Origin of the sequence: Rothia uropygioeca (assembly GCF_004136585.1) — a bacterium.
GTDB lineage: Bacteria > Actinomycetota > Actinomycetes > Actinomycetales > Micrococcaceae > Rothia.
Window position 1 is genome coordinate 72,610 of record NZ_NOIR01000005.1, and the last position, 14,014, is coordinate 86,623.

General features: G+C 60.1%; 10 protein-coding genes. 3 read left to right on the forward strand and 7 right to left on the reverse strand.

Going from position 1 to position 14,014, the window contains the following annotated elements; translation table 11 throughout:
- From cydB to EWR20_RS11990, 4 genes are all read right to left on the reverse strand, one after another.
- A complete protein-coding gene (gene cydB / locus EWR20_RS11975; protein WP_129360919.1) occupies window positions 1-1,065 on the reverse strand; it encodes a cytochrome d ubiquinol oxidase subunit II in 1,065 nt (354 codons plus the stop codon).
- A gap of 12 nt (window positions 1,066-1,077) precedes the next feature.
- Window positions 1,078-2,655, reverse strand: a complete 1,578-nt coding sequence (locus tag EWR20_RS11980) for a cytochrome ubiquinol oxidase subunit I (RefSeq protein WP_129360920.1) — start codon at window positions 2,653-2,655, stop codon at window positions 1,078-1,080.
- Window positions 2,656-2,835: 180 nt separating this feature from the next.
- Complete coding sequence (locus EWR20_RS11985) at window positions 2,836-3,867, reverse strand: malate dehydrogenase (protein WP_129360921.1); 1,032 nt, start codon at window positions 3,865-3,867, stop codon at window positions 2,836-2,838.
- 57 nt (window positions 3,868-3,924) lie between these two features.
- The gene (locus EWR20_RS11990; RefSeq protein WP_129360922.1) at window positions 3,925-6,033 is read right to left on the reverse strand and encodes a DNA gyrase/topoisomerase IV subunit B; all 2,109 of its coding nucleotides are present in this window, start codon (window positions 6,031-6,033) and stop codon (window positions 3,925-3,927) included.
- Window positions 6,034-6,285: 252 nt separating this feature from the next.
- On the opposite strand from EWR20_RS11990, the gene EWR20_RS11995 reads away from it, so the two are divergent.
- Window positions 6,286-6,498, forward strand: a complete 213-nt coding sequence (locus EWR20_RS11995; protein WP_129360923.1) for a DUF7455 domain-containing protein — start codon at window positions 6,286-6,288, stop codon at window positions 6,496-6,498.
- An 81-nt stretch (window positions 6,499-6,579) separates the two neighbouring features.
- Here EWR20_RS11995 and EWR20_RS12000 read toward each other — a convergent pair whose 3' ends face one another.
- From EWR20_RS12000 to EWR20_RS12010, 3 genes are all read right to left on the reverse strand, one after another.
- Window positions 6,580-7,986, reverse strand: coding sequence for an RNA polymerase sigma factor (locus tag EWR20_RS12000; RefSeq protein WP_129360924.1), 1,407 nt, complete (start codon window positions 7,984-7,986; stop codon window positions 6,580-6,582).
- Between the two features lie 262 nt (window positions 7,987-8,248).
- Window positions 8,249-9,595: a DUF4192 family protein gene (locus EWR20_RS12005; RefSeq protein ID WP_129360925.1), complete on the reverse strand. Its 1,347-nt coding sequence runs from the start codon at window positions 9,593-9,595 to the stop codon at window positions 8,249-8,251.
- Between the two features lie 140 nt (window positions 9,596-9,735).
- Window positions 9,736-10,665 (reverse strand): proteasome assembly chaperone family protein, encoded by a 930-nt coding sequence (locus EWR20_RS12010; RefSeq protein ID WP_129360926.1) that lies wholly within the window; start codon window positions 10,663-10,665, stop codon window positions 9,736-9,738.
- 258 nt (window positions 10,666-10,923) lie between these two features.
- Between EWR20_RS12010 and EWR20_RS12015 the strand changes: the two genes are divergently transcribed.
- Window positions 10,924-12,444, forward strand: a complete 1,521-nt coding sequence (locus EWR20_RS12015; RefSeq protein WP_129360927.1) for a leucyl aminopeptidase — start codon at window positions 10,924-10,926, stop codon at window positions 12,442-12,444.
- Window positions 12,445-12,626: 182 nt separating this feature from the next.
- Window positions 12,627-14,000 (forward strand): dihydrolipoyl dehydrogenase, encoded by a 1,374-nt coding sequence (gene lpdA / locus EWR20_RS12020; RefSeq protein WP_129360928.1) that lies wholly within the window; start codon window positions 12,627-12,629, stop codon window positions 13,998-14,000.
- Window positions 14,001-14,014 lie beyond the last annotated feature (14 nt).

The window sequence follows — 14,014 nt, forward strand, 5'->3', positions numbered from 1 at the left end:
TCAGCTCGCGTTCGGATGATTGGCCAGGTCCGTGACGTTGTGGGCCTCGGGTATGTGCTCCGCCGAAAGACGCTTCCGGAACACCCAGTACGTCCATCCCTGGTATAGGAAAAGAACCGGCAAACCGACGGCCGCCACGATCGTCATGATTTTTAGGGTGTACGGCGACGATGAGGCGTTGCTGATCGTCAGGGTCGTGCCGTCCGCAAGCGTGGTCGGGAGGACATTGGGGTAGGCAGCCATGAAAATCGCGAGAGCCCCGAAGAACGCAAACCCTGCGATCCCGGCGAAAGCCACCCCTTCGCGGGCTCGGGCGGCCATGACCCACGAAATAATGGCAGCGATGACTGCCAGTGCGAGCAGCGTGAGCGACAAGGGGGTCGCCCCGATGAACTGGAGCCATATCGCCCAGGCCGCCATGGGCAGCAGGGCGATCGGCAACGCTCGCACCATCATCTTCCGTGCCCGATGGCGAACCTCGCCGTCGGTCTTGAGCGCCAGGAACGCCAGACCGTGTACAAGGCTGAATCCGACCATTCCCAAGCCACCGATCACTGCGGGAACGGTCAGCCAGGCGAAAGGCCCACCCATTCGGTCGGCGTTGCTGTTCAGCGGGAGCCCCGTCGTCGTGATGGCCAGAGCGGCACCGATGAGGAAGGCAATGAAGAACGATGCGACGGACATGAGAGCGTTCCATCGGGGTTCCCACCGGGGGCCGGTCAGCTTGCCGCGGTATTCGATCGAGACGGCCCGCAGGATCAGTGCTAGCAGAATCAATGTGAGCGGAATGTACAAGGCCGAGAACAAGGCGGCATACCACATGGGGAACGCCGCAAAGATCGCCGCGCCGCCCGTTACCAACCACACCTCGTTGCCGTCCCAAACGGGACCGATGGTGTTGAGCAGCAGGCGTCGCTCCTTCTCATTGCGGGAGAAGATCCGACCCATCAACATTCCGACGCCCAAGTCGAAACCGTCGAGGATGACGTATCCGATGAGCAGGACTCCGACCACCAGGAACCACAGGGTCGGCAAGCCGGGTTGGCCAACAAATTCTTCGAACATGATGGGTCGCTCCTAGTAGGCGAAGGCCAGAACGTCGTCGTTCTTGTGGTCGTCGTTGTCGTCGTCGTTGTCCTTCTGAGGTTTGACCAGCTCCGGCATGGCGGCGACGACTCCGGTCTTGACGTATCTGGAGATCAGGAAGACCTCCACTACCATGAGCACGGCATAGATCAGGACCAGGGCAATGAGCGAGAACAACAGCTCGCCCGCGGACACATTGGGCGATACCGCCGCCTCAGTGAACATGTAGATACGTTGGCTCAGGGGCAAATCGGGGTTCGGCGCCACGACGAAGGGCTGGCGGCCCATTTCGGTGAAGATCCAACCGGCAATATTTGCCCCGAAGGGCGCGAAGATTCCGAAGACGGCGAGACGCATGAGCCACTTGGCTTGTGGAACCGTGCCCTTGCGCGTTACCCACCACGCGAAGACGCAGGACGCGGCCGCCAGACCGCCGAAGGTGATCATGATTCGGAAGCCCCAGTAGGTGACCTCCATCAGCGGAAGATAACTGATCTCCGATCCTGCGCGGTCTCCGTACAGCGACTTATCGGCGAGGTTGGTCCCGTACATGTGCTGGTACTCCGGCATCAGCGTTGTGATACCCGGGATGTTCGTCGTGAAGTCGTCGTGGGCGAGGAAGGACAGCAGTCCGGGGAGCTCGATCAACGTGTTGACGTCGTCGCAGTTCTGAGAACCCAGATCGGAGATCGTCATGACGGAGAAGGCTGTGCCGTCGTGGCATGCCGCTTCGGCGGCCGCCATTTTGAGCGGCTGCTGTTGGAACATCAGCTGCCCCTGGATGTGCCCGCTGAACGCTGTACCCAAGAACCCGATGAGGCCGACGAGGATTCCGACTCGCAAGGAACGGAACCACACCGTGTGGTCCTTCTTGTCCTGGGCCCCATGACCAGAATCGCCGACGACGACTCGACCCTCAGAGTCGACCGTGTCGATACCCTTGGCCCGTCGCTTCCAGAGCTTGTACCAGGCGATACCGAGGAGGAAAGAGCCAGCGACGGCCAGAGAGCCGAAAAGCGTGTGGATGATAGCGACGATCGCGGTGTTGTTGGTCAACACGGCGACGATGTCATTGAGGATCGGCCGCCCGTTGACGATTTCGTAGCCAACAGGATGTTGCATCCACGAGTTGGCGATGACGATGAAGAAAGCCGAGAGCCACGAAGCCGCCACTGCCGCGCACAGACACAGCGCATGGATCACGGGCTTGAGCTTTTTCCATCCGAAGATCCACAGGCCCAAGAACGTTGACTCGATGAAGAATGCCAGCAAGCCTTCCATAGCCAGCGGAGCACCGAAGACGTCGCCGACGAATCGGGAGTATTCGCTCCACGCCATACCGAATTGAAACTCTTGGACCAGCCCCGTGGCCACACCCATGATGAAGTTGATCAGGTAGAGCTTGCCCCAGAATTTCGTGAGCCTGAGGTACTCCTCCTTGCCTGTCTTGATCCACATGATATTGAAGATCGCAACGACCATCCCGAGGCCCAGGGTCAGAGGCACCATCATGAAGTGGTAAACGGTTGTGGTCCCGAACTGCCAGCGGGCAATTTCTACAGTATCCACGATTCTCCTCGCGCAACTGAACGCACTCAACCGGTTCGGATCGGACCGGATACCTACAAGGTAGCAACCACCCCTGGGCGTCCAGTGACACTCTGTCAGGGGCCTTCTTGACAGGCTAGAAAGGGTGATTTCCACCCTTTGGCCGGCCCGGAAGACGCCTCCGAGGAGAATCCCCTAATGTCATGCTTTGGGTCCCAACAACCCTTTCGCACGAACCGCATCGCGTTCCTCGCGCAGCTCCGAAACGCTGGTATTGAGTCGCTCCTGAGTATCCTGAGTCAATTTCAAATCATGATTAATCTCACAACTACCTGACCTGCATGAGACGGGGAACGAGCTGATGAGCCCTTCATCCACGCCATAGGATCCGTCCGAGACGACACCCATCGAGGTCCAGTCCCCCTCATTCGTTCCATGGATCCAGTCACGCATGTGCGACAAGGCGGCGTGCGCAGCGGACGCAACGGAGGAACCTCCCCGAACCCTGATAATGTCAGCCCCGCGTTGGGCGACGGTAGGGATGAAGCCCTCACGGATCCACTCGTCGCCCAGGCCGTTCTCGTCAAGAACCTCACGGGCGGGACGGCCGGATATGGTCGCGAACTCGAGGTCCGGTACCTGCGTTGCGGAATGATTTCCCCAGATGGTCATGCGACGGATATCCCCCACCCGGGAATTTGTCGCCTGCGCCAATTGGGCCACCGCGCGGTTGTGATCCAGCCTGGTGAGGGCCGTGAAACGGTCGGTCGGGATATCCGGGGCGTGAGATGCAGCGATGAGAGCATTCGTATTCGCCGGGTTGCCTACGACGACGATGCGCACGTCGTCCGCCGCGCCGCGGTTCAGTGCAGCTCCCTGGACCGAGAAGATGCCTGCGTTCGCTTCCAGAAGGTCTGAGCGCTCCATGCCCTTCTGTCGTGGCTTCGAACCGATCAGAAGCCCGACGTTGGCCCCCTCGAAGGCTTGGGCGGCATCGTCGAAGATATTGACGGACTCGAGCAGCGGGAACGCACCGTCGGCTAGTTCCATTGCGGTTCCCTCGGCCGCTTGTCGAGCCTGGGGAATTTCCAACAGCCGAAGCCGTACGGGCTGGTTTTTTCCCAGCATCTCCCCATGAGCGATTCGGAAAAGACTCGCGTAACCGATCTGGCCGGCCGCACCGGTGACGGTCACAGTGACTGGTGGATTGGAAAACTCGACGTTGTTACTCATACCGCAGAGTATAGTGGCGTGGCCCGCTCCGAGAGGAGCCCCTGTGGACTCCCGTTGTCAGGCGTCGATTTGTTCGAGATCCAGCTGGTCGGCATTGGTGATCAAGAATTCTTTGCGAGGGGCGACTTCCGATCCCATGAGCAGTGAGAAGGCACGCTCTGCCGCTTCGGCATCTTCGATGCGAACTCTGCGCAGCAAACGGTGTCGGGGGTCCATGGTGGTTTCCGCGAGTTGGTCCGCATCCATTTCACCGAGCCCTTTGTAACGCTGGATGGGCTCTTTATAGCGTTTCCCTTCCGCTTCGAGACGGGTCAGGATTTCGTGAAGTTCTTTCTCAGAATACGTGTAGACCATGTCGTTCGGTTTGCCACCCCCGTTGATCACTTCGACCCGGTGCAACGGCGGGACCGCCGCGTAAACTCGGCCGGCGTCGACCAGCGGGCGCATGTAGCGGTAGAAGAGCGTCAGCAGAAGAGTCCGGATATGTGCTCCGTCGACGTCGGCGTCGGTCATCATGACGACCTTGCCGTAACGGGCGGCATCGATGTCGAAACTGCGCCCGGAACCGGCGCCGATCACCTGGATAAGCGCCGCACATTCGGCATTGGCGAGCATATCCGTGACGGAAGCTTTCTGGACGTTCAGGATCTTGCCGCGGATCGGCAGAAGCGCCTGGTATTGCGACGACCGAGCGAGCCGTGCCGTTCCGAGTGCGGAGTCGCCCTCCACGATGAACAGCTCGGAATGATCGACTTCGTTGGAACGGCAGTCCACGAGTTTTGCAGGCATGGTTGAGGTTTCCAGGGCATTCTTGCGCCGCTGGGTTTCCTTGTGGACACGCGCCGAGATGCGGGACTTCATCTCGGAGACGACTTTTTCGAGAACGGCAGCGCTCTGCTGTTTTTCGGAGCGGTTTCGAGAGGTCAGCACCTTCTCGAGCTCCCGCGAGAGGACCTTGTTGACAATAGCTCGAGCCGCGGGCGTACCGAGGATCTCCTTGGTCTGGCCTTCGAACTGGGGCTCCACGAGTCGCACATTGAGCACCGCAGTCAGACCGGCAAGCGCATCGTCCTTCTCAATTTTGTCCGACCCCACCTTGAGCTTCCGCGCATTGGCCGTGATTTCCTTGCGCAGCGTCCGCAGCAGGCCCTGCTCGAACCCGGTCACGTGGGTTCCGCCCTTGGGCGTAGCAATGATGTTCACGTAAGAGCGGACGTTGGTGTCGTAGCCGGTGCCCCACCGGAGTGCGATGTCAACCTCGCACTCGCGTTCGACCTCTTTCAGCTGGCTGTGCCCGTTGGAGTCGAGGACCGGAACGGTCTCTTTGAAGCTGTCGGATCCCTGAAATCGCCATACGTCGGTCAGCGCAGGATCTGGGGCCAGGAATTCAACGTATTCAGAGATGCCGCCGTCGTGTTGGAACACCTCTTCGTGCGGAGCATCCGCGCCCGGGGTCCCGGGCAGTCGACGCTCGTCACGGATGCTGAGTCGCAATCCGGGCACCAAGAAACTGGTCTGGCGGGCGCGCTCGACCAGTCGTTCGTAGTCGAACTTCGCGTCAGGGGTGAAGATCTGACGGTCCGCCCAGTACCGCACACGGGTGCCGGTTACTCCCCTACGGGCCTTTCCGACGATCTCCAGCGCCGCTTTGCCTTCTGCGGGGGTAAACGGCACATCCGGCTTGGGCGTGCCTCCGTCTTGGTAGACACCGGGTATACCCCGTTGGAAAGACATCTGGTACGTCTTGGACTCGCGGTCGACCTGTACGTCCAGCCGCGAGGACAGAGCGTTGACGACGGATGCACCGACGCCGTGGAGCCCTCCGACGGCGTTGTAGGTCCCGCCTCCGAATTTGCCACCGGCGTGGAGCTTGGTGAAGACCACTTCGACACCGGACAAACCCGTCCGAGGTTCGATGTCGGTCGGAATTCCGCGACCGTCGTCCGCTACTTCTACCGATCCGTCCCTGTTGAGGACGATTTCGATGGATTGGCCGTAGCCGGACAATGCTTCGTCGACGGAGTTGTCGATGATTTCCCAGAGACAGTGCATCAAGCCGCGGGAGTCGGTGGACCCGATGTACATACCGGGGCGTTTGCGTACGGCTTCCAAGCCCTCTAGGACGGAGAGCTGGTGGGCTGTGTACTCGGACTTCTTCGGCGACACTGAGGTAGGGCTCCTGACAATCTCGAAGTGGTGGTTGCCTTGTGGGGCGACATCCAGTCTAAGGGCATCCGCATGACGTCCAGGTCAACGCCCACAGCGAACGATGCTATGTCGGGATGAAATTGGCTGTTCGGCGTGTTTGCATAGATGAACACTCAAACCGGTTAGAGATTCCGCAATCGGCCCGCCGCCCAGGTTGGGAACGGTGGAACCTGAGGTAACTGACCGGCCGTAGACGTCAGGAGGAAAATCATGACGGCGACATTGGAAGCTCGGGAGCTCAACGCAACTGACCGTTGCGATTCCTGCGGGGCGCAGGCCTACGTTCGCGTTGTCCTCGAGAACACTGGCGGCGAGTTGCTGTTTTGTGCTCACCACGCGACGACCAACGAAGACAAGCTTCGCCCCATGGCCGGCTTGTGGCAGGACGAGCGCGATCGCTTGAGCACTACTCCCTCCGTTTAATTCGCTCAGCGAGCCTCATCCCCAGGGATGAGAAAATGCCCCGGATCGCAGTTGCGATCCGGGGCATTTTTGTGTCCGTTTCTAGTCTAAGTAGTCGCGAAGGACCTGAGACCGCGACGGGTGCCGAAGCTTCGACATCGTCTTGGACTCTATCTGCCTTATACGCTCGCGAGTCACCCCGTAGACCTTACCGATCTCGTCGAGGGTCTTGGGCTGACCGTCGGTCATACCGAAACGCATGGCGACGACGCCCGCTTCCCGTTCCGAGAGCGTGTCCAGGACGGAATGCAACTGCTCCTGCAACAGGGTGAAGGAAACTGCGTCTGCGGGCACCACTGCCTCGGAGTCCTCGATCAGGTCTCCGAACTCGGAATCGCCGTCTTCGCCCAGAGGGGTATGCAACGAAATCGGTTCACGCCCGTACTTCTGAACCTCGACGACCTTTTCCGGGGTCATGTCCAATTCCTTGGCCAGTTCTTCCGGAGCGGGCTCACGGCCAAGGTCCTGCAACATCTGCCGCTGGACTCGGGCAAGCTTGTTGATGACCTCGACCATGTGCACGGGGATACGGATTGTGCGGGCCTGATCGGCCATCGCTCGAGTGATAGCCTGACGGATCCACCAGGTGGCGTAGGTGGAGAATTTGAAGCCCTTGGAGTAATCGAACTTCTCAACCGCACGGATGAGACCGAGGTTCCCTTCCTGGATCAGGTCCAGGAAGAGCATCCCACGCCCGGTGTACCTCTTGGCCAGAGACACCACAAGGCGCAGGTTGGCCTCGAGCAGGTGGTTCTTGGCACGCTTTCCGTCGTGGATGACCCAGCGCAACTCTTTGCGCTCTTTGGCGCTGAGCGAGTCCTTGTTGTCCTTGAGCTTGTGCTCGGCGTACAGGCCAGCCTCAATGCGCATAGCGAGGTCGACCTCCTGCTCGGCATTCAGCAGGGAGACTTTACCGATTTGCTTGAGGTAATCCTTGACCGGGTCGGCCGTGGCACCCGGAGCGATAACTCGCTGCGCGGGCTCGTCGTCGTCATCGGTCGTGGAGATCACGAAACCGTTACCCCTGGCGGCAACCGTCTTCTTCTCTTCCCGATCGGGGTCCTCGTCCCCTTGCTTCTCGGTTTCGAGTTCGTCGACGGCGTCGGTTTCCTCTTCGGCTGCCGGACCTTCAACGAGCGAAACAACATCTTCCGACTTGGAATCATTGGAAGCGGTCGTCGAATCCGCTGATTCAACGGTGGACTTGTCCCCCGCCGGCTTCTTGGTAGCAGACTTTGCGGCCGTCCTCTTCGGAGCAGCTTTTTTAGCGGTCGACTTAGAAGCGGCCGTCTTGGCCGTGGTCTTGGTCTGAGCCGTGCTCTTGGAAGCCGTAGTGGTTTTTGGCGACGACGCGGAGTCGGCGCTCTTCTTTACTCCGGCGGTACCCGTGGTCATATCCTCGACCTGGGTATCTCCGGATTCCGACTTCTTGTGTGCAACTGGTGACACTCAAAAACCTTTCTTCCATGTCCTGTGTGCGCAGGTGGGTAAAACACCTATGACCCTGTCAAGCCCGGGTTCCCGGAAATTACGGGAATATCACGTGGACTTGCAAGGCCGTACACACAGGACAACTTGGCTTGCGCCGCGTTTATTCCCTGATTGGAACGTCAATTCGTCGAACCACGTGAGGTGCAGTGCACCGTAGGCAAGACGGGGTCTTCGAAGCAATATTCTGTCAGATTTTTCCGCCCTGACCTATTTCTGTTCATTAGCCCTCCTGATAACGGCCCAACCAGCGCGGCAGCGGACGGTTGTCCATGACGGCGTGAAGAAGGGCTGCGTGTGCTTTTCCGGGATATGTCCGAACGCGCTGAAGGTAACGGCCAGCTTGACTGTTCAACCCGAAAAACCAGCTCACATAAGCATTGGCAACGCTCGCGCAGTCCGACATCTCGGTGGTACCGAGCTGTTCGACCGCATTCAAAAGAACCCTCAACGCCTGAACGCGCGGCACGGAGATCTCTTCTTCTCTTCGCCCAGTCATCAGAGCCACTCCGTCAGACATGTCGGAAGCCGTGTCCGCGTGAGCGCCCCCGGCTGTGCGGTCCGTCAGTCTCCGGGCGGCACCGGGTCCGGCAGCCGCACAGGTAAGGAGCACGTATATTCCGATCGGTTTGTCCATCCAAGCGGCCACTGCGACGCATTCACCTGCAGACAAAGTCTTGGTGCACTCCACAGCCGCCGCTCGGGCGTCTCTCTTCCTCTCGAATTGAGCGGCCAGGCGCCCGATGAGGCGGGAAACCTCGTAGATACCCGGGCACCCGTGAGATCGTTCATGAGAGACAACCTCATCGAATTGCCGTCGCATCGACGCCGCCGCCGAGGCTCCTAGCACCGAAGCGAGTTCCCAAAAGCCTGGTAGACGACGGTCGTCCATGACAGCGGTTCCGGCATCTCTCACGACATGGCCTTGGAAAACCAAAGCAGCGCCTAACGGGCTTGCGAGGATCGTCCGGATGTTTCCGCCTCGGAGGACGGGCCATGCTGGGCCAGGGACAGCCACTACCTCCCGCGCGGGGCGCCTCGGGTCCACAGAGTCAATGCGATGCGCAGAACTGGCCTCAACCGTATCGTCGAATGGCAGAAGGGTCCCCCAACGGTCGTGGGCTCGGTCCACGACCCAGGTTGTCTCTCCCCGCAAACCGAATCGGGACGAAACCGCCATTGCCTGAGCCAATGCAGCCATCACGACTCTCCCGCATACAAAGTAGCTTGACGCTTCGACCGCTGAGCCGTCCCTCGGCGCCGTGACTTCCAACGATGCGGTGTGCCCGGTGAATGCCGCCGCGAAGACCCTTTTGTTCTCGGTGCGAAAGGCCAGGGTCTCGACAACCGGTGGCAGCGCTGCAGTCCATTCAGGAACCGTTGAAAGGCTCGTCGGCAGGTCGATCCGCAGACACGGTCCGAGGTAGGACTCGGAGGCCGAAGCGAGAAGGAGCGACTCTTGCGGCCAATACCCCAACGCATAGGGCATGTACGCCAAAACATCTTCAGGATCTTTTGCCGCGGTGCCCATCGGCGAAGGCTCGGTCCGCGACATGCGTGAATTGTTCATGACATCAAGCTGCCTCAAAACCCAGAGCTCAGCCGCCATCGGCGCCCAATCGGCCACAGAATTGGGTATAACTCGGCTCGAAACAGAAAGGCCGCTTCCTTGTGGAAGCGGCCTTTCCTTCGGTTTGTTCGAAAGAGGTTCTAAGAGCCGGATTCGCTCTCGTCGTCTTCGTGTTCAGCGAGGAAACGTTCGATGGTTGCTCCCAGCTCGTCCGCATCCGGTATTTCGGACTCGTCGCGTGCAAGCAAGGAGCGCGGACCGGCTTCGGTCATGGTTTCGTCGTATCGTTTTTCAAGATGGTTGACCACACCTTGGACCTCCGCCGAGCTCCCGACCTGCTCATTGATCTGCTGTTCGACCTCACGGCCCGCTTCCCGCAGATGGTCGGTCGGCAAATTCAGTTTGGTCGCCGCGCTGAGGTGTTCCAGTGCCGTCACGGCGGCCTGGGGCAATTCAGCCTCCGAGAGATACTGCGGGACATTGACGGTGTACCCCACCGTGTCGAATCCGCGTCGGCTGAATTCGACCTCCAGGAGGTGCCCCGCTGACGCCCCCAGCTCGGCCAGGGGCTTCCACGGTGAGATGCCCTGAATCAGGTCGTGCCGGTTTCCGTGCGCGGTCACAGGCAACGGACGGGTGTGAGGCACCGGCATCGGCATCGAAGCGATCGATGCGACCAAACGCACCTGGAGCTTCTCGGCCAGCTCGGTCACCGCTTCGGTGAAACGCTGCCACTGCAGGTCAGGCTCGGGTCCGGCGAGCAACAAGAACGGTTGTCCCAGACCGTCAGTCACGGCATAGAGCTTCAGTTCGGGAAGATTGACGTCTTCGAAGTGATCCTCGATGAAACGCACTCGGGGTCGACGCGACCGATAATCGTAAAGCTGATCGACGTCGAATTCGACGAGCTCTTCCGCATCGAGCTCCGCGAGAATCGCCTCAGAGACTTGCTGAGCGGTAAACCCGGCTTCTGCGAAACCCGTCAGAGACACGACGAGGTCCAGACCCCGGAGCCGCGGGTCGTTCAGCAGACCCTGATGACCCAAATACAACTTCTGCGGATCTTGCATCGGCTTACCCCTCACCTTGTCTCCAAGTGAACCACCGCAAGTGCGGCCCACCTCGTTTTCAGAAATTATCCGCGCATTCCTCACTAACCACCAAGCGCAACGCTTAGGCTGGAGCGTGGGAAACTACAGAAATCCTTGTACAGGTGTAACGATTCCGACAGGCTGAGTATTTCCCACACTGCTGTGACGCCGCGCGCACCATGCGCCCTCGTGAGCAGTGACGATTCCGTATCCACCGATCACAGCAAGGAGCATGGTTTGACAGAGTCCACCGATCTCGCGTTTTCCATCGTCAGTCCGGACGCCGAAAGCATCGAGGCGCAAGCCCTCGTCATCGGCGTCGTCCAGGGCGAGGACGGCCCCGAATTGACGCCTTCCGTTCTCGACATGGAGAGCGCAGACGCCATCGAAGCAGGGTTGGAGGACCTCGGCGTCACTGGAGCAGCTGACCAGATTCATCGCCTCCCCGGATACGGGGACGACAACCCAGGACTCATCGTTCTGGCCGGCCTGGGTTCGCTGCCGGCGAATGGACCCGAAAGGCTCGATGCGCTTCGCGCGGCAGCAGGCAGTGCCGTCCGGCAGCTCATCGGTTTCGACTCCGTGGCCCTCAACCTCCCGGCGACCAGCCTTTCTGAGGTCTCTGCCCTGGCTGAGGGTGCCGCTTACGGCGCATTCTTCGACGCCGGGCGTCGCACTTCCCAGGAGGTAGTGGATCGTGAGCCGGTTTCCGACGTCGCGATCGTGAGCGAGATCAGCCTCGAGGCTGCGGACGAAGTACTCACCAGAGCCCTTATTCTGGGCGAAGCGGTCGACAACGCTCGTCGCTTGGTCAACGAGGCCCCCAACGATCTGTATCCGCAGACTTTCGCCGACCGCGCCGTCGAGAGGGTCAGCAGCGTCGACAACGTGACATGTGAAGTTCTCGACGAGAAAGACCTGGAGGAAGGCGGATTCGGCGGCATCCTCGGTGTCGGCAAGGGCTCGGCCCGCTCGCCGCGACTCGTCAAGGTCGATTACTACCCCGAAAATGCTCAGAAGAGCGTTGCCCTCATCGGCAAGGGCATCACGTTCGATTCGGGCGGGATCTCACTTAAGCCCGGCGGGTCCATGATGACCATGAAATGCGATATGGGCGGCGCAGCAGCAGTCCTGAACGCCGTGGCCGCCGCGGGCGAACTCGAATTGCCGATCCGAGTCACCGGCTACCTGTGCATTGCCGAGAACATGCCGTCCGGTTCAGCGACGAAGCCGAACGACGTACTCAGCATGCGGGGCGGCAAAACCGTCGAGGTCCTCAACACGGACGCCGAAGGCCGCCTGGTGATGGCCGACGGCCTGGCCTTCGCCTCGGAATCCGAACCGGACTTCATGTTGGACGTTGCTACCCTCACCGGCGCGCAAATGGTCGCTTTGGGCTCTCGCTATGCAGCGGTCATGGGCGAGGAGGATCTGCGCGGCCGCGTCATCGAGGCGTCGGAACGCGCGGGCGAGCCTTTCTGGCCCATGCCGCTGCCTGATTACATGCGGTCAGAGCTGAAGACCGAAGCCGCCGATCTGAAAAACATCGGTGCGGGCCGCAACGGGGGCATGTTGATCGCGGGATTGTTCCTGCAGGAGTTCGTGGGCGAATCAGATGGCCGCAAAATTCCTTGGGCCCACCTGGACATCGCGGGACCCGCGTACAACGAGGGTTCCCCGTACAGCTTTGTCCCGAAGAACGGAACGGGCGCATCCGTGGCTACACTGGTCAACCTCATAGAAGACCTGGCTGACTAGGGCAGTCATAACTCCCGCCTGACCTCAAGGGCGTCCCCGAGATGTGAGTAGCCTCTCGAGGGCGCCCTTTGTGTCAAGTTGTCAATAAGTGGAGTCGGAGCCGACCTGAGATATAAGGTGGGAGCGATTGAACATCAGCGACGGGCCGAAAGAGCCCGTAACCAACGCGAGGGAGCGTCCACGTGGCCGATTCGGCAAATGCTTTCGACATTCTTATTTTGGGCGGCGGTAGCGCGGGCTACGCCGCCGCACTTCGATCGGTTCAGCTCGGTTTCAGCGTCGGGCTCATCGAAAAGGAAAAAGTCGGCGGTACATGCCTTCACTGGGGCTGCATCCCGACGAAGGCTTACCTCCACTCGGCAGAGGTAGCGGAGGAAGCCCGCGAGTCCGAAAAGTACGGTGTCAAGGTCAAGTACGAAGGCATCGATATGGGTGCTATCCGCGATTACAAGGACAACATCATCGCGGGCAAGTTCAAAGGCCTTCAGGGGCTCCTGAAGATGCGCGGCGTGACCGTCATCGATGGCGCAGGCAAGATGACCGGCGAAAACACCATTGACGTCAACGGCACCGAGTACACGGGCAAGCACATCATTCTGGCCTCTGGCTCGGTTTCCAAGACTTTCGGCCTGGAGATCGGTGGACGCATTCTGACATCCACGCAGGCCCTCGAAATGGACTACCTCCCGAAGTCAGCGATCATTCTCGGCGGCGGAGTGATCGGCTCCGAATTTGCATCGATGTGGCGCGCGATGGGTGTGGACGTCACGATTATCGAAGGATTGCCGCACCTGGTTCCGAATGAGGACCCCTCGATCATCAAGGTCTTGGAGCGCACCTTCAAGAAGCGTGGCATCAAGTACAACCTCGGGACCTTCTTCGACAAGGTTGAGCAGAACGACGACGGCGCCAAGGTCACGCTGACCGATGGCAAGGAATTCGACGCGGACATTGTGCTCGTGGCTGTCGGCCGCGGACCGAACACCGAAGGTTTGGGTTTCGAAGAAGCCGGCGTCACCATGGATCGTGGCTTCGTGATCACCAACGAGCGTCTGCACACGGGTGTTGGAAACGTCTATGCCGCGGGCGACATCGTTCCTGGACTCCAGCTCGCACATCGAGGCTTCCAGCAGGGCATCTTCATCGCAGAAGAGATCGCCGGTCTCAACCCGATCATCGTCGAGGACATCAACATCCCCAAGGTCACGTTCTCGGATCCGGAGATCTCCTCGGTGGGCTATACCGAGCCCAAGGCCAAGGAAAAGTTCGGCGACGACAATATTGAGGTCGCCGAGTACAACCTGGCCGGAAACGGCAAGAGCTCGATCCTCGGCGCCAACGGCATCATCAAGTTCGTACGCGAGAAAGACGGCCCCATTGTCGGCGTCCACGCCATCGGCAAACGTATCGGTGAGCAAATCGGCGAGGCCCAGTTGATCGTCAACTGGGAGGCCTACCCGGAGGATGTCGCCAAATTGATTCACGCCCATCCGACGCAGAACGAAGCGCTGGGTGAAGCCGCCATGGCACTCGCCGGTCACCCGTTGCACGGTTAGAACCGGGTTCGTCC

Excerpts from the sequence above, each read along its gene's own strand:
- cydB (WP_129360919.1), bottom strand. The coding sequence starts at position 1,065 with ATGTTCGAAGAATTTGTTGGCCAACCCGGCTTGCCGACCCTGTGGTTC.
- EWR20_RS11985 (WP_129360921.1), bottom strand. The coding sequence starts at position 3,867 with ATGAGTAACAACGTCGAGTTTTCCAATCCACCAGTCACTGTGACCGTC.
- EWR20_RS12005 (WP_129360925.1), bottom strand. The coding sequence starts at position 9,595 with ATGAACAATTCACGCATGTCGCGGACCGAGCCTTCGCCGATGGGCACC.
- EWR20_RS11995 (WP_129360923.1), top strand. The coding sequence starts at position 6,286 with ATGACGGCGACATTGGAAGCTCGGGAGCTCAACGCAACTGACCGTTGC.
- EWR20_RS12010 (WP_129360926.1), bottom strand. The coding sequence starts at position 10,665 with ATGCAAGATCCGCAGAAGTTGTATTTGGGTCATCAGGGTCTGCTGAAC.